This window comes from Stackebrandtia albiflava (genome assembly GCF_007994225.1).
GTDB lineage: Bacteria > Actinomycetota > Actinomycetes > Mycobacteriales > Micromonosporaceae > Stackebrandtia > Stackebrandtia albiflava.
Genome location: NZ_VLLL01000006.1, coordinates 13,905 through 33,753, shown reverse-complemented (window position 1 = coordinate 33,753; position 19,849 = coordinate 13,905). Strand labels below are relative to the sequence as shown.

Annotated in this window: 20 protein-coding genes, 1 tRNA gene and 1 pseudogene; 9 read left to right on the top strand and 13 right to left on the bottom strand. The window is 68.6% G+C overall.

The features are described 5' to 3' along the window. Positions 1-343: 343 nt before the first annotated feature. Together LX16_RS10825 and LX16_RS10820 are read right to left on the bottom strand one after the other, a co-directional pair. Entirely contained in the window at positions 344-700 is a 357-nt protein-coding gene (locus LX16_RS10825; RefSeq protein ID WP_147137567.1) for a hypothetical protein, read from the bottom strand. Further along, complete coding sequence (locus LX16_RS10820) at positions 697-1,437, bottom strand: hypothetical protein (protein ID WP_147137564.1); 741 nt, start codon at positions 1,435-1,437, stop codon at positions 697-699. The genes LX16_RS10825 and LX16_RS10820 overlap by 4 nt, the downstream gene beginning before the upstream one ends. A 509-nt stretch (positions 1,438-1,946) precedes the next feature. Here LX16_RS10820 and LX16_RS10815 point away from each other — a divergent pair. The 3 genes from LX16_RS10815 (at position 1,947) to LX16_RS10805 (ending at position 4,003) form a co-directional block, all read left to right on the top strand. Next, positions 1,947-2,810 (top strand): helix-turn-helix domain-containing protein, encoded by an 864-nt coding sequence (locus LX16_RS10815; RefSeq protein ID WP_147137561.1) that lies wholly within the window; start codon positions 1,947-1,949, stop codon positions 2,808-2,810. 16 nt (positions 2,811-2,826) lie between these two features. Next, on the top strand, positions 2,827-3,027 hold the full coding sequence (locus LX16_RS10810) for a DUF397 domain-containing protein (protein ID WP_147137559.1): 201 nt from the start codon (positions 2,827-2,829) through the stop codon (positions 3,025-3,027). 325 nt (positions 3,028-3,352) lie between these two features. Then, on the top strand, positions 3,353-4,003 hold the full coding sequence (locus tag LX16_RS10805) for a VOC family protein (protein WP_147137556.1): 651 nt from the start codon (positions 3,353-3,355) through the stop codon (positions 4,001-4,003). A 137-nt stretch (positions 4,004-4,140) separates the two neighbouring features. Here LX16_RS10805 and LX16_RS10800 read toward each other — a convergent pair whose 3' ends face one another. The 4 genes from LX16_RS10800 to LX16_RS10785 form a co-directional block, all read right to left on the bottom strand. Continuing rightward, a complete protein-coding gene (locus tag LX16_RS10800; RefSeq protein ID WP_147137553.1) occupies positions 4,141-4,851 on the bottom strand; it encodes a hypothetical protein in 711 nt (236 codons plus the stop codon). Positions 4,852-5,107: 256 nt separating this feature from the next. Next, positions 5,108-5,608, bottom strand: coding sequence for a hypothetical protein (locus LX16_RS10795; protein WP_147137551.1), 501 nt, complete (start codon positions 5,606-5,608; stop codon positions 5,108-5,110). A 105-nt stretch (positions 5,609-5,713) separates the two neighbouring features. Beyond that, positions 5,714-6,298 carry a hypothetical protein gene (locus LX16_RS10790; protein ID WP_147137548.1) on the bottom strand — a complete coding sequence of 195 codons (585 nt, stop codon included), beginning with the start codon at positions 6,296-6,298 and terminating at the stop codon, positions 5,714-5,716. Positions 6,299-6,420: 122 nt separating this feature from the next. Continuing rightward, a tRNA-Arg gene (locus LX16_RS10785) sits at positions 6,421-6,496 on the bottom strand. A gap of 269 nt (positions 6,497-6,765) precedes the next feature. Here LX16_RS10785 and LX16_RS10780 point away from each other — a divergent pair. After that, positions 6,766-7,230 (top strand): hypothetical protein, encoded by a 465-nt coding sequence (locus tag LX16_RS10780; protein ID WP_147137545.1) that lies wholly within the window; start codon positions 6,766-6,768, stop codon positions 7,228-7,230. Here LX16_RS10780 and LX16_RS10775 read toward each other — a convergent pair. Beyond that, positions 7,217-7,894 carry a hypothetical protein gene (locus tag LX16_RS10775; RefSeq protein ID WP_147137542.1) on the bottom strand — a complete coding sequence of 226 codons (678 nt, stop codon included), beginning with the start codon at positions 7,892-7,894 and terminating at the stop codon, positions 7,217-7,219. The genes LX16_RS10780 and LX16_RS10775 overlap by 14 nt on opposite strands. Positions 7,895-7,964: 70 nt before the next feature. Here LX16_RS10775 and LX16_RS10770 point away from each other — a divergent pair, with 70 nt between their 5' ends. Next, positions 7,965-8,780, top strand: coding sequence for an integrase (locus LX16_RS10770; RefSeq protein WP_147137539.1), 816 nt, complete (start codon positions 7,965-7,967; stop codon positions 8,778-8,780). Positions 8,781-8,785: 5 nt separating this feature from the next. Here the strand turns inward: LX16_RS10770 and LX16_RS10765 are convergent, their stop codons facing one another. Both LX16_RS10765 and LX16_RS10760 read right to left on the bottom strand, forming a co-directional pair. Further along, positions 8,786-9,955 carry a hypothetical protein gene (locus LX16_RS10765; protein WP_147137537.1) on the bottom strand — a complete coding sequence of 390 codons (1,170 nt, stop codon included), beginning with the start codon at positions 9,953-9,955 and terminating at the stop codon, positions 8,786-8,788. 136 nt (positions 9,956-10,091) lie between these two features. Then, positions 10,092-11,378 (bottom strand): adenylosuccinate synthase, encoded by a 1,287-nt coding sequence (locus LX16_RS10760; RefSeq protein ID WP_147137534.1) that lies wholly within the window; start codon positions 11,376-11,378, stop codon positions 10,092-10,094. Between the two features lie 335 nt (positions 11,379-11,713). Here LX16_RS10760 and dnaK point away from each other — a divergent pair, with 335 nt between their 5' ends. From dnaK to LX16_RS27925, 4 genes and pseudogenes are all read left to right on the top strand, one after another. After that, positions 11,714-13,567, top strand: coding sequence for a molecular chaperone DnaK (gene dnaK / locus LX16_RS10755; RefSeq protein WP_147137530.1), 1,854 nt, complete (start codon positions 11,714-11,716; stop codon positions 13,565-13,567). Beyond that, a pseudogene (gene grpE / locus LX16_RS28225) lies at positions 13,564-14,097 on the top strand (nucleotide exchange factor GrpE); the annotation flags it as partial. The gene dnaK and the pseudogene grpE, both read left to right, overlap by 4 nt. 315 nt (positions 14,098-14,412) lie before the next feature. Continuing rightward, complete coding sequence (gene dnaJ, locus LX16_RS10745) at positions 14,413-15,579, top strand: molecular chaperone DnaJ (protein WP_147137524.1); 1,167 nt, start codon at positions 14,413-14,415, stop codon at positions 15,577-15,579. A 101-nt stretch (positions 15,580-15,680) separates the two neighbouring features. After that, on the top strand, positions 15,681-16,130 hold the full coding sequence (locus LX16_RS27925) for a heat shock protein transcriptional repressor HspR (RefSeq protein WP_280176802.1): 450 nt from the start codon (positions 15,681-15,683) through the stop codon (positions 16,128-16,130). A 331-nt stretch (positions 16,131-16,461) separates the two neighbouring features. Here the strand turns inward: LX16_RS27925 and LX16_RS10735 are convergent, their stop codons facing one another. From LX16_RS10735 to LX16_RS10720, 4 genes are all read right to left on the bottom strand, one after another. After that, positions 16,462-17,373 (bottom strand): hypothetical protein, encoded by a 912-nt coding sequence (locus LX16_RS10735; protein ID WP_147137521.1) that lies wholly within the window; start codon positions 17,371-17,373, stop codon positions 16,462-16,464. Continuing rightward, on the bottom strand, positions 17,370-17,903 hold the full coding sequence (locus LX16_RS10730; protein ID WP_244615789.1) for a SigE family RNA polymerase sigma factor: 534 nt from the start codon (positions 17,901-17,903) through the stop codon (positions 17,370-17,372). The genes LX16_RS10735 and LX16_RS10730 overlap by 4 nt, the downstream gene beginning before the upstream one ends. Positions 17,904-17,979: 76 nt before the next feature. Next, positions 17,980-19,245 carry an MFS transporter gene (locus LX16_RS10725; RefSeq protein ID WP_147137518.1) on the bottom strand — a complete coding sequence of 422 codons (1,266 nt, stop codon included), beginning with the start codon at positions 19,243-19,245 and terminating at the stop codon, positions 17,980-17,982. 140 nt (positions 19,246-19,385) lie between these two features. After that, entirely contained in the window at positions 19,386-19,754 is a 369-nt protein-coding gene (locus tag LX16_RS10720) for a PH domain-containing protein (RefSeq protein ID WP_147137515.1), read from the bottom strand. Between the last annotated feature and the right edge of the window lie 95 nt (positions 19,755-19,849).

Sequence of the window (19,849 nt, the reverse complement as noted above, 5' to 3'; positions counted from 1 at the left end):
GCGGTGCCAGTGTTGGCGGCATTCGGTGCAGTGGCGGCGGAAGCCGTGTCGGGCTGTTCGTTTACCTGGTCCGTGTAGTGCGCGGATGCGTTCGGCGCGGGCGATCTGCGTGGTCTGTTGGTTACTGGATATGCTGCACCATGACATGGCGAGAACTCGCATTTCTCGTTGTGTGGCGGCCCGGCTGGTAGGACAGCCTGGTCGCCGTTTTCGTGTTCTGGGTGGTGGTGTCGCCTTGGGTGGTCTGGGGCCGATCGATGTGCCTCAAATAAGCCTTGATGTCCGGTTTCAACGGGCCTGTGGCCACCCAAGGTGGGCCTCAGACCACCCAAGGCGGTGTGGTTCAGCCGTCGCAGGCGCGCCAGGTGAAGGTGGTGGCGGGGTGGTCGTGCTGCCAGGTGGTGAGTGCGTCGGCGGTGCGCAGCCGTTCGAGTGCGGCGGTTCCGGGCGGCGGCTGGTGTTGCCGCATGTGTGCAGCGAGCGCGTCGGCGGCGCGTTGGTGTAGTTCTTCGGTGAGTGCGGCGGCGATGCGTTGGCGTGCGGCGCTCGTGAGGGCGTTGTCGTGGGTGCGGCGGTCCCAGATGTCTTCGTGGCAGAGGATGTCGTCGCGGGTGAACCGGTGCCCGCAGACGCGCGCCTCGCCGTAGGAGTCGATCCAGTCGACGTCGGCGGGTGTCACGACGGGCGGTCTGGCGTTCATCGCTCCGCCTCCGATGTCGAACCGCCGGCCCCGTCCTGCGGTGCGGTGCGGCATTCGGCTTCCGTCTCGACTGGCCCGCATGTGTAGACGGGTTCGGCCGTGGGCGCCAGGTCGGCGCCATCGGTTGGTGTGGTGGGTATGTGGTGGTCGCCGGAGTGGTAGGGCGACAGGGTGCAGCCGGGTTCGGGGCAGTACAGGGTCAGGAAGCTGGTGGAGCGGGTCGCTTCGAAGATCCCGGCCGATTCGGCGAGCATGCCCGGGACGGTGTCTTCCAGACAGGCCAGGATGTCGAGTGCTCTTGCGCGGGCGTCGGCCAGTCCGAGTGCGGCGAACGGTAGAGCCATGAGCCACACGTCCACGTTCTGCTCTGTGGTTTCGGCGTCGGCGGCTTTCAACAGGTCGGGGTCGCGTTCGGGGTCGAGCCAGACCAGGTACATGTCCGGTAGCGGCATCCGGGCGTGCGCGGAGTCCACGGTGGTGAACCACCCGAACGGGTGGCCGTCCTTGGCCAGGACCACGGCGGTGCCGTCGGGGTTCTCCACCCCGTGGATGATCAGGCCCGTGTCGACGCGGTCTTCGGTGACGCGGGTCTGCACGAACGCGAACCGGCGGGTCCGGGCGGCACGTGCCACCGCCGTGAGTACCACGTTGACGTGCGGGTCCGGGTGAACGGGTGCCGGCGGTGCTGGATCGGCACCGGGTATCAGGATCTCGTAGCTACACGAACGTATCGCCATGACAGGCCCCCCAAGGGCGAGAACGAGTGAACAGTGGACAGACGAAGCAGAACGGGCGGGCACCCGCGCCGGCTCCGGTCGCGCGGGAGGGCACGACAGACGACACCGGGTATGCGGAAAAGTCGCGGGCACCCGCCCGGCGTGGGTGGTGATGTCGGCGCAAGACCAACCACACGCAAAGGGAAAGCCGTAAGAAGAGGTAACGAACCCGGTTCAGAAGCGGGCGGCCAATCGTGAGTGGCGCACCACCACCGGGTGTGACAGACTGTTGACCGCGCGAGCTCCTTTCGCGAGTTCGGGTATTACAGGACCGGGGCGGGCAAGTCGCCAAACTGAGACCCGCCCCGGTCTTCTCCCTCCCGCCACCGCCGAAGACGGCAACCGGGAAGCCTCCACAACCACCCAGATCACTCCAAGTTGATGTAGCAACACGATTACGCTAGCATGTGTCCTCTGTGATACGCAAGTTGCGTCGTTAGGAATCGCAATCCAGAAGCTGTGGGGCCGAAATGTCGCGCGAAATCAGTCCAACGGTGAGCTTGCGCGTGCTGGGCGCGAAGCTTCGGGCATACCGCAACCAGCACGGCTACACGCTCGAAGTCGCCGCGAGAACCGTGTCTTACCATCCAGGCTCCCTGAGCAAAGCCGAATCCGGGAAGCTCGCCATCCATCCGTCGATCGTGGAGTCCCTTCTGGACTTCTACGGCGTCACGGATACGGCCGTTCGTGACGACCTCATCGAGCTCGCGCGGCAAGGTCGGAGAAGAGGATGGTGGCACAAGTACCGAGATCTCATGACCGTCGCATACATCGGGTTGGAAAGCGCCGCGACTTCCATCTACTCCCTCGAGAACCACCTCGTCCCCGGACTGTTGCAGGTACCGGAATACTTCCGAGCGGTGTTGATCGCCGAGTTGGGCCAGGTCAACGAGGAGCAGATCGAGCGCCGAGCATTGGTGAGGAGTGAACGGCAGAAGATTCTCATGCGAAGGGAAGCTCCGTGCGAGCTTTGGGCGGTGCTCGATGAATCAGTACTGCATCGTCCGATCGGCTCGCGGGAGACAATGGCTAAGCAGTTCGATCACCTCTTGGAGATGTCCACGCTTCGGAACGTGACCATCCAGATCATGCCGTACTCAGCTGGAGCACACGCGTCTCTCAGTACCAGATTCACTGTCCTGCACTTCGCCGACTTGATGGACCCTGGGACCGTATTCCTGGAGCAACTGCATTGGCGTGACGACTTCGTCGAAGAACCGCACGAGGTGAAACGATTCATCGACGCGTTCGACCATGTTCGGGCCGCTGCCGAACCACCGGCCCGGTCAGCCGCGCTGATCGCACGGGCGCGAGACAATTTCCGACGAGCGTGAAAGGAGCGCAAAATCAATGCACACCCCACAACCAAAGGCATGGCGTAAAGCGACCAGGACCAACGCCAGCGGTGCCAACTGCGTCGAGGTCGGTGCGATCGGTCAGGCCGTGGCCGTCCGTGACTCCAAAGTCCCCACCGGTCCGATCCTCACCACCCCGGCCGAAGACTGGCGAGCCATGCTCAGCGCCATCAAGTCCGGCGCGTTCGATATCTGAACCGGCTCAGACCGAGACCACAGAAGTACCGGGGGCCTCCAACCTCCGCCCCATACTTTGAGCGTAGAACGGATTTGCGCAGGTCGTCCAGCGTGCCCGCCACCGCTTGTGGATAACTCGCGATTGTGGAAAACCGCAGGGATCGATCAGTCTTCCTCGTTCCACTCGGATCCGAGCCGCTGTGCGCCGAGCAGGCTCCAGGTGAACGGAACGGCTCTCGCGGGACCGGCAGCCCGAATGACGTCCACTGAGGCCGCCGCGCGAATCCCACACGCACGGCGCACGTTTTGGTCCGATGTCGGTGGGGCCGCTTAGCATGTCGGGCATGGTGGTGCAGATCACTCCTGAGCAGTTCCACGATTCCGAGGGCGTAGCCGACTGGCGGGTGCTGTGGTCGGTGGCGTTTGCGCTGTACCGCACCGGCGACTTCGCCACCGGCGTGAAGCTGGTCGCGGAGATCGGCCGGCTCGCGGAAGCGGCCGGGCATCATCCGGATGTGAACCTCCGCGCCACGGTGCTGGAGGTGCGGTTGGTGACGAAGGAGCACTGGTCGTTGACCGACGCCGACCTGGCATTGGCCCGGCAGATCTCCGACGCGGCCGCCGCGCTCGGGGTCCCGGCCGATCCGAGCGCCACCCGCACCTGGGAGTTCGCGATAGACGCCTACGACGTCGACCGGGTCCGGGCGTTCTGGTGCGCGGTGCTCGGTTACGAGATGGTCGGCGATTCCGACATCGCCGACCCGGACGGCCTGTATCCGCCGGTGTTCGTGCAGCAGATGGACGTCATGCGGGAGGGCCGCAACCGGATCCACATCGATGTCGGTGTCCCGCACGAGCAGGCGGAGGCGCGCGTCGCCGCCGCAGTGGCCGCCGGCGGCAGGATCGTCACCGACCGGTTCGCCCCCATGCACTGGACGCTCGCGGACCCGGAGGGCAACGAGGTCGACCTCGCGACCTGGGTCGGCCGCGACTGACACCTCCGCCGACCACGGGAATCATCGCGTCGGCGCGGTGATTTCGGCGCACGTAGCCCGGCCGCGACTGACATCTCCGTCGTCGCCGCCCACGGGAGTCATCGCGTCCAGCCCGGTACCGCGAGCCGAGGCGGCTGTCAGGGCACGTAGATCGCGCAGGCCACGGCCATGGAGTCGCTGAAATCGCCGTATTCCGCGATCGAGTGGGCGGTGGCCTTGACGGCCCACCACATGCGGGGGCTGTCGACCCAGTGCTCGCGGATCGTCGCATAGGCCGCGGGGTCGCCGGCGAGGGTCTCCGCATCCGCGATGAACGCCTCCTCTTCGCCGCACTTCACCTCGTCCGTGGTCGTGGCCTCAGGGACGTCTCCGGTCTGGGTGAGTACGTAGTCGACATCGGATCCACTCGACGGCTCGACACTGAACGTCCCCCGCAGTGTCGAGAGGCCGTCCTGCTTCTCGATGTCGCCGATCGTCAGGGCCGCTTCGGGGATGTTGAGAGTCAGGAAGTTGTCTTCGCCCTCGTCGAAGAAGAACCAGAGGTTGACGCTCCCGGCCGGGCCGTTGACCGGCTCGGTGGTTTCGACCACCTCGTCTGTGACGTGAAGGGTGAGGTCGAGGGCGACGTCACCGGTGTCCAGCACCGCGACGAGGTCCGCGGTGGCGGGGTCGGTCGTCCGGAACAGACCTATGGACTCCCGGAAGACCTCCGGTTCCGGTTCGGTGGTCGGCTGCTGCGCCGGGGAACCGGTCGCGTCGGTCGTGGTCGTGTCGGGTCCGTCGCCGGTGCATCCGGTGAGCGTCACGATCGCGGCGGCCGCCCCGACGAGAGACGGGATGAAACGCATCGGCGGTCGCCTCCGAAGGTCGCGATGTACGTAGCACCATCGATGATATGGGGCTGTGCAAGAGCAGTAAATCCATAAAGGATGAATAAGCGACATCATGCGACCGGCCCCGCCGGATCCCCGGCAATGCAGCGGAAGCCTTGGGCGCGGAAGGGCCGGAATAGGATAGCTCCACAGTGTTCTCATGGGGGAGTCGGGGCCGTCGTCTCGAACGGGCCGGGAGCCGCCACCGCCGCGCCGAGCCGACTTCCGGTGGCTAACCGATCCGAAGGGCGTGGTCGTAGGGCGGGATCCAACCGAACTCGGTGGGCCGTTCTCCGTATCCGATCGACCAGTCCAGATCGGGGCGGAACGGCGGTGTGAGACCCGCTGTGCGCGCGTGGAACGCCAGGCCGACCGAGTCCAGCTCCGACGCGGCCTCGGCGAGGTCGGCCAGGGCCTTCCGTGAGGCGGTGACCGGCCACTCCTGCGTCCAGTCGTGCCAGACCAGAACCGTTTGTCCGGCTTCGTGGCCGACGGCGATATCCCACGGCCGCACGCGATCGGGTGGGTGGAATCCGAGCCGTTCGGCCAGTCCCCGCAGGTCGTAATCGCGGTCCCGAGGTGAGATGTCGTCCTCGCGGTTACGAACCCGCCGATTCAGTTCCGCGTAGAAGTCGCTTATCAGCTCATGGAGCGCCGCGAGCCCTTCGGCCGCACCCTCCAGCCGGTACTGACGGGAGTACTCGACCGGCGTGCTGACGTCTCGCGGTTCCATATCCACCTCATCCGTCGGGATGCCTCAATCGTGGCGAAACCGCACCGGCACGTCGAATCGAGTGCGGACGAGGCCACCGCGACACCCGACGTGCCCGCGGGACCTTCACAGGTCGTCGGGAAGTCCTCGGGCGTCGAAGGCGGCCATCAGGTGGCGTCTGCGACAGTACGTGTACCGCAGCTCGGCCACATAGGTCTCGCCGGTCCCGGGGGCGACGTACAGGTCCAGGCACTCGGCGGCCAGGGCGACCAGTTCGGCTGCCGCCGTGTAGGAGTCCCGGTCCCGTTGCCCGATGAGGGTTTCCGCTCGGGTCATGAAGAAGCCGCCGCACGCCTCCGGATCGGTGTGGCGGTGTCGTCTGGCCACCTCGACCCGCGCCTGCGGGGACGCGTCGTATCGTTCGGCGGCCTCCCACGCCTCGGCGGCCCGGTCCTGTGCGAGCAGTATGACGGTCAGGAGGTCGGCGGCCTCGGGATCGGGTGTGCCGGTGTCGAGGGCGGTACGTAGGTGGTCGACCGCCCAGGCGAGTAGCTCGGGGTCGCCGAGTGCCGCGAGCGTGTCGTAGGAGTCCCGGTCGGGGTGGGACGCGAACCGGTCGCGGTGGGATCCCGTGAGGGCGTCGTCGGCCGCCCGGCCCTGGCGGGGGCCTTGCGTGGGCGTCACCGGGTCGTCGGGGGTGGCGTCGGTCATCGCCGCGAAGTGTAGGGCGCGGCACCGACACGGAGCCCGGCCCAAGGAACCGCCGGGCGTGAAAACAGCCCGAGACCTTGATGTCATCGCGGTTTCGGGCTGCAATCGTTGCGAAAGAGGTGTGGCGCGCTCGGAGGGATTCGAACCCCCAACCTTCTGATCCGTAGTCAGATGCTCTATCCGTTGAGCTACGAGCGCAGTCGACCGCCGGTTCGCACCGACCGGGCAATGTTATCGGGTGCGAATCGGATGCTGCAACCGGGTATCGGTTCGGGGTCGGACCGCCCCTCGACCCGGCGGTTCCACCACCGCCGATCCGGTCCCCGCGACGACCGTGACCGCCCGCCGCCCTTCGTTCGTGCCCGTCCACACCGGCTTTCCGGTGGAGGCGCGCGTCACGCCGCGACCGTAAGCTCACATCGACAACGCCCGATCCCCGCCCCACGGGATTCCGCTGAAGGAGTCGCATGACCGCGCCTCGCCGGCCGGCCACCCTCACCGCCGCCGTCTATCTGCTGGCCCTGGAGTGCTTCGTCTTCGCGGTGCTGATCGCGGTGTTCGTGTACCGCACCCTCAACGAGGTCGACGGTTACGCCGTCTACTTCGGCGACACCGAGGCGGAGCGCGGCGCGGCCCTCACCGAGGCCGTCGTGATCGGCGGCCTCCTGGTGATCGCGGTCATCCTCCTCGTGGGCATGGCGCCGCCGCTGATGCGCGGTGAACCGTGGGCGCGCACCGGCCTGGTCGCGGTCGCGGCGGGCCTCGTCGTGTACCCGCTGTTCCTCACGGTGCGGGCGCTCGGCGACCCGCTGTACATCGACTGGATGAAGATCGGTTTCACCCTCGCGGGGACCGCGGGCGCCGCCGTCGCGATCGGCCTGTTGACAGCGCCGGTGACCTCCCGGTACATCCGGGCCGTCAACGGTCGTTGAGGATCCGTTCCGCCATCGCGCGGTACCGGTCGGCGGCGAGCGCGCCGCTGTCGGCGCGCCACACCTCGTCCTCCAGTTCCAGCACCGACAGGTCGAGCCCGAAGTGCCGGGCGTACTCGCCGCGGCGCCGCACTCCCGGGAAGTAGCGTTCGTGGGCCGCGAACCACGCCACGTAGGCGTGGTGCAGCGCCTCGGTCAGCAGTTCCGCGCGGATCCAGCGGTCCGACTCCTCCGACAACGCCGCGCTCACCGTCCCGACGTCGAACGCGAGCCGCTGGCCGGTCGCCACGGCCAACGCCTGCGGGAACTCGCTGACGGCGCCACGGGCGGCCGTGCCCGCGCCCTCCTCGTCGGACAGCAGGACGCCGTACGCGAACCCGGCGATGCCGGTGAGGGGGCTCGCGGGCGTCAACGGCCACACCCGGCCCTCGCCGACGGCCGCCAGTGCCGCGTTGAAGTCGTGTTGGGTGACGTGTTCGGCACGCGGCGGGGCGTCCTCGGGGACGGTGTCGCGGTCCCACACGCACACCAGGCCGATCTCGTCGTCGGTGCCGAAGCCGGACAGCAACGGACCGTGCGCGTACGCGAACGCGAGTTTGCCGTGGTCCTCGGCGTCGGGGACCACGTCGGAGGCAAGATCCAGAACCGGAGCGGGTAGTGACATACGGTCAAGTGTCGTGCAGCGGCGGGGGTTCGTCCACCGGCGGGCACGTGTCAGACTCAACATCGTGAAAGTGACCGGTGTTTCCACCCCGACACGGCCCTTCAAGGAGAACGAGGACTGGCTCGGCAGCGGCCCGGACATGGTGGTCGTCCTGGACGGCTGCGGAGTCGGCGACGCGCTGGCCGCCGACGTCGACCGCCGGTGTGTGCACGGACTGCCGTGGTACGTGAAGACACTGGGTACCGCGCTGTTGCGGTCGGGTGCCGACCGTGCCACGCCGCTGCCCGACGCCCTGGCGACCGCGATAGCAGACACCGCCTCCGCCCACAGGGGACGGTGCGACCTGCGGCATCCCGCGACGCCCGCATCGACGGTGGTCGTGCTGCGGCAGAACCGGGAGGCCGTCGAGTACCTGGTCCTGTCCGACTCGGTCCTGGTCGTCGACGACGGCGGTGAGGAACCGATGGTGTTGACCGACGACCGGCTCAACCGGTTGAACCTCACCCCGTACGGGGAGGCGGCACCCGGCAGCGCCGAGTTCGTCGAGATCAGCCGCCGCCGCGCCGACGAACTCGCCCGGGCGCGCAACCGCCCGGACGGTTTCCCGATCGCGGCGGCCGACCCGAAGGCCGCCTACCGCGCGTTGACCGGGCACCTGGGCCGGGGGCGCGTGCGGCGGGCGCTGCTCGCCACCGACGGCGCGACCCGGCTGGTGGAGTTGTTCGGGAAGATGACGTGGCTGGGACTGTTGAACCTCGCCGAGACGCGGGGGCCGGAGGAGGTCATCGCCCGCACCCGGTCGGTGGAGGAGTCCGATCCCGACTCCAGCAAGTGGCGGCGCGGCAAGGTCCACGACGACGCCACGGTGGCGTTCTGCCAGTTCTGAACCGGTCAGCTCGGTCGTTGCGACTGCGTGAGCAGGTCGTTGACGACGAGCTGGATCGCCTCGACGTCCTCGGTCATGCCGGTCGCGCTGATCGCCAGCTGCAGGTTCTCGGGGTGGAGGTCGACGTTCTGGACGGGGGAGAAGAACCGGCTGACCGCGAGGGTGTAGTCGGTGGCGGTGGACTCCTCGAAGAAGTACGTGTCCTGGTCGAGTTCGGAGGCGCGGATCTGCCACCGTTCGATGACGGAGAGCCGGGTGCTCTCCGCGCACTCGTCGGGGCATTCGACGAGTTCGAGGTGCATGGCGGGCGGGAATCCGGGGTTGTCGTCGCTGGGTCCCCGGCACGTCACGACCGGAACGGTGGTGTCGCCGTCACCGGTCTGGCACTCCCAGCCCTCCGGCACCCGGAACGCGATCGGCCAGCCGGGCGGCTGCACCACGCCCGCCGCCGAGTCGCCGAACACCTGGTCCCCGAACATCTGCTGCGGGGGTAGGTCGGTGCGGTACTCCGGGAGGGGCGCCTCACCGGGCGCCTGCGTCTCCTCGGACGCCGGTGGCACGCCGCCGTCCTCGTCGGCGACCACGGGACTGTCACCGGACATGCCCCACACCACGACGAAGCCGCCGCCGCCCAGAACCAGCAGCGCCAGCCCGATGATGAGCGGCATCAGCCAGGCCGGCCGGGAGCTGCGGTTGGTGGTCACGTAGGGCGCCATGGGCGAGGCCGGTGCCACGGGGGATCCGGCCGGCGAACCCGGCGGTGACGACACCGCGGGGATGCCATGCGGGTTGGTGTGGTGCCCGACCCGGGGGATCTGACCGGTGTGCGCGCCGGGCGTGATCGCGAGCGGGCCGGTCGCCGGGCCCATGGCGAGCATCCGTTCCAGCATCCGCTCGACACCGCGGTACCCGGTCTGCCGCAGCGTGACCACGTACGGCTGTTCGCTGTTGAGATCGGCCTTGAGGATCGGCGCGTCCGCCGGGCCGCGGGTGGCGTGCGCCCACGCGACCGTGTCGGACAGCAACGCCCGGCGGGACGGATCCTTGGACGAGGAGATCCCGAGGGTCAGGATCTCGATGTCCCGGCCCTCTTCGTCGAGTCCCTCGTAGATCTCGTATGCGCCGTCGACGCGTGCCGTTGAGACGTCGGTGAACGGACCGAGCGTGCGCCCCATCGACTTGTCTCCTGCTGTGTATCGGCTGCGGATCGCGACGCGTGTCCAGCCGGTGGCGGCATCGTGTCCTCGCCTCGCTCAGACAGTATGACCCGATGCCGCCAGGATCCGCCAGGGAAGGTCCCCGCGGACCGCGTCAGATGATGTCGTGCCTGACGATGTTCTGGTCACGGCCGGGACCGACACCCACGACGCTGATGCGGGCGCCGCACAGTTCCTCCAGCCGTTCGATGTAGGACTGCGCGTTCTTCGGCAGGTCACCGAACCGGCGGCACTCGGAGATGTCCTCCCACCAACCGTCGTGGTACTCGTACCGGGGCACCGCGTGGTGCAGGGCGGTCTGGGTCATCGGCATCTCGTCGTGGAATTCGCCGTCGATCTCGTATCCGACGCAGATCGGCACCTTCTCCAGGCTCGACAGCACGTCGGCCTTGGTGAGGAACAGGTCGGTGATGCCGTTGACGCGGACGGCGTAACGGCCGATGACGGCGTCGAACCAGCCGCAGCGGCGTTCCCGGCCCGTGGTGACGCCGTACTCGCCGCCGACCTTCAGCAGGTGCTGGCCGAACTCGTCGAACAGTTCGGTCGGGAACGGTCCCGAGCCGACCCGGGTCGTGTACGCCTTGATGATGCCGATGACGGAGTCGATCCTGGTGGGCGGGATGCCGGAGCCGACACAGGCGCCGCCGGTGGTCGGGTTGGACGACGTCACGAACGGGTACGTGCCGTGGTCGACGTCCAACATGGTCGCTTGAGCGCCCTCCAGGAGCACGTTCGCGCCCCGGGTCAACGCCTTGTCGAGTTCCAGCCGGGTGTCGGCGATGTAGGGCGCGAGGCGTTCCGCGTAGCCGAGGTACTCGTCGACGACGGCGGCGGCGTCGATGGCCTTGCGGTTGTAGACCTTCACGAGGACCTGGTTCTTCTCCCGCAGCACCATCTCCAGCTTCTTGGTGAGGATGCCCGGGTCGAGCAGGTCCTGGACCCGGATGCCCACCCGGCCGACCTTGTCGCCGTACGCGGGGCCGATGCCCCGGCCGGTGGTGCCGATCCGCGCCGACCCCAGGTAGCGCTCCACGACGCGGTCGAGGGCCCGGTGGTGGGGCATGACGAGATGGGCGTCGCTCGACAGCAGCAGCCGCGACACGTCGACGCCGCGGGACGACAACCCGTCCAGTTCACCGATGAGGAACTTCGGGTCGACGACGACGCCGTTGCCGATCACCGGGACGCACCCGGGGGTGAGGATGCCCACCGGGGTGAGATGGATGGCGAACTTCTCACCGTCGGGCGTGACGACGGTGTGCCCGGCGTTGTTCCCGCCCTGATACCTGACGACGTAGTCCATCCGGCCGCCGAGCAGGTCCGCGACCTTGCCCTTGCCCTCGTCGCCCCACTGCGCACCAACCACAACGATCGCTGGCATAGCTCACCATTTCCACTATCGGTCCACGGGCGGCCCCGGGCGCGGCGGCGGCCCCGGAGGATCCGGCACACCCGCGCGGTGAACGACCCGATTACCGAATCAGAGTACGGCCCGGTCATGATCATCATCGCCGCCGGGCGGGTAACCCGGTGGTACATCGGCGCGTCGGCGGTGTGTCTCGCGGCCGCCACACCCGCCGCATCCGTCACCTTGAGTCCCCCCGGCTCAACAGCGGACTTGACAATACCGCCATCCCGACGCAACATTGAGTCTCGGTGGCTCAACTAGAGGCACCGGAAAGTCAAACGGCATCCACTCGTCTGGGGGAGCAACACATGGCACGTGCGGTCGGCATCGACCTGGGAACCACCAACTCCTGCGTGAGCGTCCTGGAGGGCGGTGAACCCACCGTCATCACCAACGCCGAGGGTGCCCGCACCACTCCGTCGATCGTCGCGTTCGCCAAGAACGGCGAAGTCCTCGTGGGCGAGGTCGCGAAGCGGCAGGCGGTCACCAACCCGGACCGCACGATCCGGTCCGTGAAGCGGCACATGGGTTCCGACTGGTCCGTGGACATCGACGGCAAGCACTACACCGCCCAGGAGATCAGCGCCCGCACGCTCATGAAGCTGAAGCGGGACGCCGAGTCCTACCTGGGTGAGACCATCACCGACGCGGTCATCACCGTGCCCGCGTACTTCAACGACGCCGAGCGCACCGCCACCAAGGAGGCCGGTGAGATCGCCGGCTTCAACGTGCTGCGCATCATCAACGAGCCCACCGCAGCCGCGCTCGCGTACGGCCTCGACAAGGGCGACACCGAGCAGACCATCCTGGTGTTCGACCTCGGCGGCGGCACCTTCGACGTGTCCCTCCTGGAGATCGCCGAGGGCGTCATCCAGGTCAAGGCCACCAACGGCGACAACCATCTCGGCGGCGACGACTGGGACGACCGGCTGATCGACCACCTCGTCAAGACCTTCAACGGCCAGCACGGCGTCGACCTGTCCAAGGACAAGATGGCGCTCCAGCGGCTCAAGGAGGCCGCCGAGAAGGCCAAGATCGAGCTGTCCGCGGCGACGCAGACCTCCATCAACCTCCCGTACATCACGGCCGGCCCCGACGGCGCCCTGCACCTGGACCTCAACCTGACCCGCGCCGAGTTCGAGCGGATGACCGCCGACCTGCGCGACCGCTGCAAGAAGCCGTTCGAGCAGGCGGTGCGCGACGCCAACATCAAGGTGTCGCAGATCGACCACGTGATCATGGTCGGCGGCTCCACCCGGATGCCCGCCATCAGCGCCCTGGTCACCGAGATGATCGGCCGCGACCCCCACAAGGGCGTCAACCCCGACGAGGTCGTCGCCGTGGGCGCCGCCCTCCAGGCCGGTGTCCTCAAGGGTGAGGTCAAGGACGTCCTGCTGTTGGACGTCACCCCGCTCAGCCTCGGCATCGAGACCAAGGGCGGCATCTTCACCAAGCTGATCGAGCGCAACACCACGATCCCCACCAAGCGCTCCGAGAGCTTCACCACCGCCGACGACAACCAGCCATCGGTGCTCATCCAGGTGTTCCAGGGTGAACGCGAGATCGCCGCGTACAACAAGAAGCTCGGCACCTTCGAGCTGACCGGTCTCCCGCCGGCGCCGCGCGGCGTTCCGCAGATCGAGGTCACCTTCGACATCGACGCCAACGGCATCGTCAACGTCTCCGCCAAGGACATGGCCACCAACAAGGCCCAGTCGATGACCATCACCGGTGGATCCTCGCTCCCGAAGGACGACATCGAGCGGATGATGCGCGACGCGCAGGACCACGCCGACGAGGACCGGCAGCGCAAGGAGGAGGCCGAGACCCGCAACCTCGGCGAGACCTGGGTCTACCAGACCGAGAAGCTGCTCGCCGAGTCCGGCGACAAGATCCCGGCCGAGAAGAAGACCGAGATCGAAGAGGCGCTGTCCGAACTGAAGAACGCGCTCGGCGGCACCGACCTCGAAGTCATCAAGACCCGCACCGAGGCGCTCATCAAGGTCTCCCAGGAGGCCGGAGCCGCCATGTACGCGGCCCAGCAGGCCGCCGGGGCCGAGGAGGCCGGCCCCGAGGCCGCCGCCGGTGACACCGGCACCGCGGGCAAGGCCGATGACGACGTGGTGGACGCCGAGATCGTCGACGAGGACGACAAGAAGTGAGCGACGAGAACACTCCCGACAACGTCTCCCCTGACGGCGACGCCGAGGATCCCAAGGCCGAAGAGTCCACCGTGGGCGACGGCGACGTCGACCCGGTGGCCGCCGCGGCGGCCGGTGAGCTCGCCGAGGCCCTCGACGAGCGGACCCGCGACCTGCAGCGTGTCACCGCCGAGTACCACAACTACCGCAAGCGGGTCGAACGCGACCGGCAGGCGACGGCCGAACAGGCCACCGTCGCCGTCGTGAGCGGTCTGCTGCCGGTGCTCGACGACATCGACCGGGCACGCGACCACGGCGACCTGGTCGGCCCGTTCGCCTCCGTCGCCGAACAACTCCAGAACTCGCTCACCAAGCTGGGACTGGAGAGCTTCGGCGACAAGGGCGACCGGTTCGACCCGATGGTGCACGAGGCCGTCGCGCACATGCACTCCGCGGAGGTCACCGAGCCGACCTGCATCGACGTGATGCGACGCGGCTACCGGATGGGTGAGCGACTGGTGAGGGCCGCGATGGTCGCGGTGGCGGAACCGTCGGACGAGCCGGCGCCGGCCGTGACCGAGGAGGCCGTCTCCGACGAGACCGGCACCGAGGACACCACGCCGGCGACGCCGGAGGGCGACGCGACCGAGACCGGCACCGACGCGCCCGGTGACACCGTGGACGGTGACGAGCCCGCCACCGGTGACGCCGAGGCGGCGGACACCGAACCGGCCGACACCGCCGAGACCCCGGACCGTCCGGCCGACGACAACGACTCCGAATCGCCCGATACTGGAGGCGATGGAACGGACGAGTCGACCGCACCGAAGGACAAGTGACAGAGTAGGGAAGGGGGAGCGTCCATAATGGTTTCGCGTGACTGGCTGGAGAAGGACTTCTACAAGGTCCTCGGCGTGACCAAGGACGCCCCCTCCTCCGACATCAAGAAGGCGTACCGGAAACTGGCCCGGGACCTGCATCCCGACCACAACCCCGGCAACGCCGACGCCGAGGAACGCTTCAAGGAGGTCTCCGAGGCGTACGCCGTGCTCTCCGACGACCGGCAACGCGCCGAGTACGACGAGATGCGCTCCCTCATGGGGGCGGGGGCGTTCCGCCGGGGCGCCAGAATGGGCCAGGGCGGCATGCCGTTCGACTTCGACGACCTCATGGCCCAGGCCAGAGGCGGCGGATTCGGCGGCGGAGGCAACAACGGCGGACTGGGCGACCTGTTCGGTTCGTTCTTCGGCGGCGGCCGGCGACGCGGCCCCACCAAGGGACGCGACGTCGAGACCGGCGTCGTCCTCGAATTCGACGACTCCGTCAAGGGCGTCGCGCTGCCGCTGAAACTCCGGTCACCCGGCGTCTGCGACCTCTGCCACGGCTCCGGCGCGAAACCCGGCACGTCTCCCAAGACCTGCCCGACCTGCCAGGGCGCGGGCGTCCGCACCGTCAACCAGGGCGCGTTCAGCCTGTCCGAGCCCTGCCGGGAGTGCGACGGGGTCGGCACGGTCATCGTCGACAAGTGCCCCGAGTGCCAGGGCACCGGCGGTGTCACCAAGACCCGCACCATGACGGTCCGGATCCCGGCCGGAGTCAAGTCAGGTCAACGCATCCGGTTGGCGGGACGCGGCGAGCCCGGTACCCGCGGCGGTGCCGCGGGTGACCTCTACGTACTGGTCACCGTCCGGCCCCACCCGTTGTTCGCCCGGGACGGCGACAACCTCGCCCTGACCGTGCCGGTCAGTTTCACCGAGGCCGCCCTGGGTGTGAACCTGCGGATCCCGACCCTCGACGGCCCGGTGACGCTTCGCGTCCCGCCGGGCACCCCGTCCGGGCGGACGCTGCGGGTACGGGGCAGGGGCGTGAACCGCGACAACGGCAAGGGCGGCGACCTGCTGGTCACCATCGAGGTGCACGTACCCAAGGACCTCACCCCCGAGGCCCGCAAGGCCCTGGAGGAGTACGCGCAGGCGGCCCCGGCGGCGCCACGCGACGAGATCGAACGGGCGGCGGCGGCACCGACGGGATGACACTTGCGGCCGGCGGCGACGTCGGCCACGCTTGAAGACGAGGAACATGGAGAGACGCGGTGGCCCGACACCGCGTCGCGAGTGCGGAAGGTGGTGCGGTGATGGCGAAGCAGACGAGACGCAGTGCGGAACAGCCGCCCATGAGTGACGCGGCCCTGGACGCCAAGGTACTGGTGATCTCGGTGGCCGCCGAGATGGCGGGGATGCATCCGCAGACGTTGCGTCAGTACGACCGGCTCGGTCTGGTGCAGCCGTCCCGGACCACCGGAGGCGGGCGCCGCTACAGCGTCCGCGACGTGGCGCAGTTGCGGGAGATCCAGCGGTTGAGCCAGGAGGACGGCGTCAACCTGGCGGGCATCAAACGGATCATGCAGTTGGAGCACCAGGTGTCCGCGCTGCGGGTACACGTCAACGAGCTCATGGCGCATGTCGAGTCGATGGAGGACGAACGCGCCGAACTGGAGGCCGCGATCGGGCCGTTCCGGCTGGCCCGCCGGACGAAGGTGAGTCGGGAGACGGCACTGGTGGTCTGGCGCCCGCACCAGCACTGATACATGCCGAAACGGCGGTCACCCGGTGGTGGCCGCCGTTTCGTGTGCGCCGGGGCTTTCGCGGTGCCGGCCCGCCGGGGCGCGGAGTGCCGGTGACCTCCGCGATTCCCGTCACCGCCCGCCGGGCGAGGTTCGGCTTGGCCGGTTTTCCACAATGCGGGGTTATCCACAGCCCGCCGTCGCGCGGCTCGACACCCCGCGACCTTCGGGCATAGGCTCGACGCCATGGGGAGGAGGAGTGGCGGCCCCCGGTTCTCGCGGGGGAACGGCCCGCCACCCACACCCGTCGCCGCGGGTGTGGCCGCCGTGCCCCGGCGGCCACACCCACGGGTCACCGGCCGTCGTCGGTCACGATGATCGCCGGTAGGTCCTGCGCGATCGCGGCGAGCGCCGCGACGTCGACGGGCGACTCGTAGCAGCGCCCGGACTCCTCGTCCTCGTCGTCGTTGCCGCAGTGCGTCGCCAGCATGACGGCGGTGTCGTCGGCGCGGTACACCACGACGGTCTTCCTGATGCTCTGGACGGGTTCGCCCTCGTAGAACTGCCGGCTCTCCACCGTGACCATCCGGTCGCCGTCGGAGGTGGTGGCCTCGTCGCACGTGGTCTCGGTGTGCATGGTCTTCACCACGCCCGAGTCCTCCTGCTGCACCTCGTAACTGCCACTCCAGCATCCGACGAGCGGCCCGCCGAACGGGTCCGGGTAGTGGAGCCACTCCTCGGAGATCTCGTCGGTCCAGGGGCCGGGCTCGAACAGCCGGACGCTCAACGACCCCGCGGGCTCCCCCTCGGCGGTCTCGAACCACAGCTCGGCCGTGTGCGGTATCTCCATCGCCGCGTCGGGGTCGTCCGTCCACGCCTCACCGGTCTCCGCCAACTCGAACACCTCGCTGAGGTCCTGCACCAACAGTTCGGGGAACTGTTCCGCGATGAGCCCGGAGACGATCTCGGTGTACTCGTCCCAGTCGGCGGGTGCGGGCGGGTACTGCGTCGGCAGTGTGGTGGACGCGGAGGGCTCCGGTGTGTCGTCTCCGGGTGTCGCGACGTCGGCCCCCGGTACGGACAGCGGGATCGCGACCGCCAGGGCGGCGGCGACCACGGCGAAGGTGCCGGTACCGGCGGCGGCGATGTGGCGTCGCCGTCGCCGAGTACGGCCCGCCTCCAGGTAACGCCCGGTGTCCCACCTGGGCGGTGGTTCCGTCTCCGGCAACGTCTGTTCGAAGACGGCCTTGATGTCGTCTGTCATGTCGGTATAACCTCGATCCGCTCTGTCATGGAGTTGGGGAGCAGATCGCGCAGCGTGTGCAAGCCCCGCGCGGTCTGACTCTTCACTGTCGTCTCCGAACAGCCCATGATCCTGGCCGTGTCCTCGATGGACCGGTCCTCCCAGAACCGCAACACCAGGGTCGCCCGGCGCCTGACCGGGAGCTTGGCGAGGGCGTCGAGCAGGACCAGGCGGTCCTCGGTCGCCTCGGCGCGGTCGTACGCCGTGTCGGGTAGCGTCTCCGCCGGTCGTTCCCGCCGGAACCAGCTTCGCCGGTGCACGTCGTGCAGCGCGTTGACGACCATGCGCCTGACGTACGCCTGCGGATCACGGCGAACCGTCCGGTGCCAGTCCACGTAGAGTTTCGTGAGCACCGTCTGTACCGCGTCCTCAGCGCGATGCCAGTCCCCGCATACGAGGTAGGCGAAGCGTCGCAACGGGATGAGGTTCGCCGCCACGAACTCGCAGTACTCGGTCTCGTGACTGGGCCGCATCGCGGTGGCCTCCTTCATGTCGGCTGTCCGCTCGCAAGACGCGCGACACCGTCCGGCGGGGATGCCCCGGGGCGCCGACCCGTTCCTCCGCCCGTCAGGCCGCCGCGTCGTCGTGCCGGGCGGTGCGGAACGGTGACAGCAGCAACGTCAGCACGGCCAGGCCGAATCCGGCGGCGGCGACCAGGAACACCGGGCGGTGCCCGATCGAGTCGGCGAGCAGGCCGCCGACGGGCGCACCGACCACGATCATCGCCCGGTTCACCGACCGCATGGTGGTGTTCACCCGGGCCTGCATGTGGTCGGGGGTGGTGATCTGCCGGTATCCCATCTCGTTGGCGTTCTCCAGGCCCAACGCCGTACCGTACAGGAACTGGCAGCCCGCGAGCAGCGCCGTGAGCGTCCACTGTTGACCGAAGAGCGGATCGTCGGGGACGAGTGCGATCGCCGCCCACGCCACCGCCGCCAGGATCCGGCACGCGATGACGGTGGGACCCGCGCCCCACCGTAGGCCGACCCGTACCGCGAGCAGGCTGCCGCCCAGTCCGGCGACGCCGGCGGCGGCCATCGCGACGCCCAGTGCGGCGGGACTGAGTCCCAGCCCGGACAGGATGAACGGCACGAGCGCGGTCGTGGCCATGCTGTTGAACAGGAACCAGATGTGTGTGGACAACGCCAGGGGCGCGAGCGTGCGGTGGCGGTATCCCCACCGCACCCCCGCCTTGACGTCCCGCCACAGGCGGGCGCCGGGTTCGCGCCGGTGCAACGGTTCGGTGATCTTGATCCGCCACACCGCGACCGCCGAGACCAGGTGCCCGACGGCGTCGGTGAGGACGGCCAACGGTGCCCCCCACACGGTGACGAGGGCGCCGCCGAGTACCGGCCCGGACGTCTGCGCGACGGCCTCGCTCTGGTCGATCCTGGCGTTGGCGGCGAGCAACCGGTCGGCGGCGACGAGCCGGGGCAGGAACGACTGGGAGGCGGCGTCGTTCAGGAGCGACAGGACACCGAGCAGGCCGACGGTGGCGATGAGGGTGGGCAGGCTCAGCAGCCCGGTGAACCAGAGCACCGGGATCGCGGTGAGCAGCGCGGCCCTACCCAGGTCGGTGACGACCATGACGGGTTTCCGTCGCCACCGTTCGACGATCGCGCCCAGTACGAGGCCCAGCAGCAGGTAGGGGAGCCACCGGGCGGCGTTCACGAGTCCGACGTCGGCGGCGGTGCCGTCGAGTTCGAGCACGACGAGCACCTGCAGGGCGATGGTGGTGACGTAGACCCCGAACAGTGACACCGATTCGGCGGTCCAGAACAGCGCGAACCCGGGCAGCCGGAAGACGTCCTGTGGCGATCGCGTCGACGTCACGGCGGCTCCGGTGGAGCTGGCGGCGGTGGGCCGCGGGGCGGGACGCAGACGTTACGGCGGTGGCGGGCGATCCGGGTTCCCGCCCGCCGGAAGGAGACACCGGACACAGCCGTGTCGGTTCCGGCGGGGCGGGCCGGGGGTCACGAGGTGGTGATGTGGTGCATGATCACCTGGTGGACGTGGTGGGTCTTCTCGTCGCCGCGGAACACGCACTCGTAGACGCTGGTGCCGACGTGGATCGCGATGGTCCCCGACGAGAAGAACTGTCCGGCGAACGACCGGTTGCTGACGACGCTGACGCTGGATATGCGGCTGTACGGGATCGACGTGAGGGCGATCTTCTCACCGACGAACGACTTGTCCATGATGACCACTCGCCGGTCGGTGAGGCCGATGAAGCCGGTGGAGACGCCGGTGGCGTCGTAGACGGCGATGATCGACTCGCCTTCCAGCAGTCCGGCCTGGATCTGTGCGAGCTGGTCCTTGCGGTCGAATACCGGATCGGTCATGGGTGCTCCCGTCACGTGAGGGGTGGGTGGACGGCCATGAGCCTATGCGTCGATGTCCATGTGTCGCTGCCGGGCAGCCGACAGTCGGCCGCATA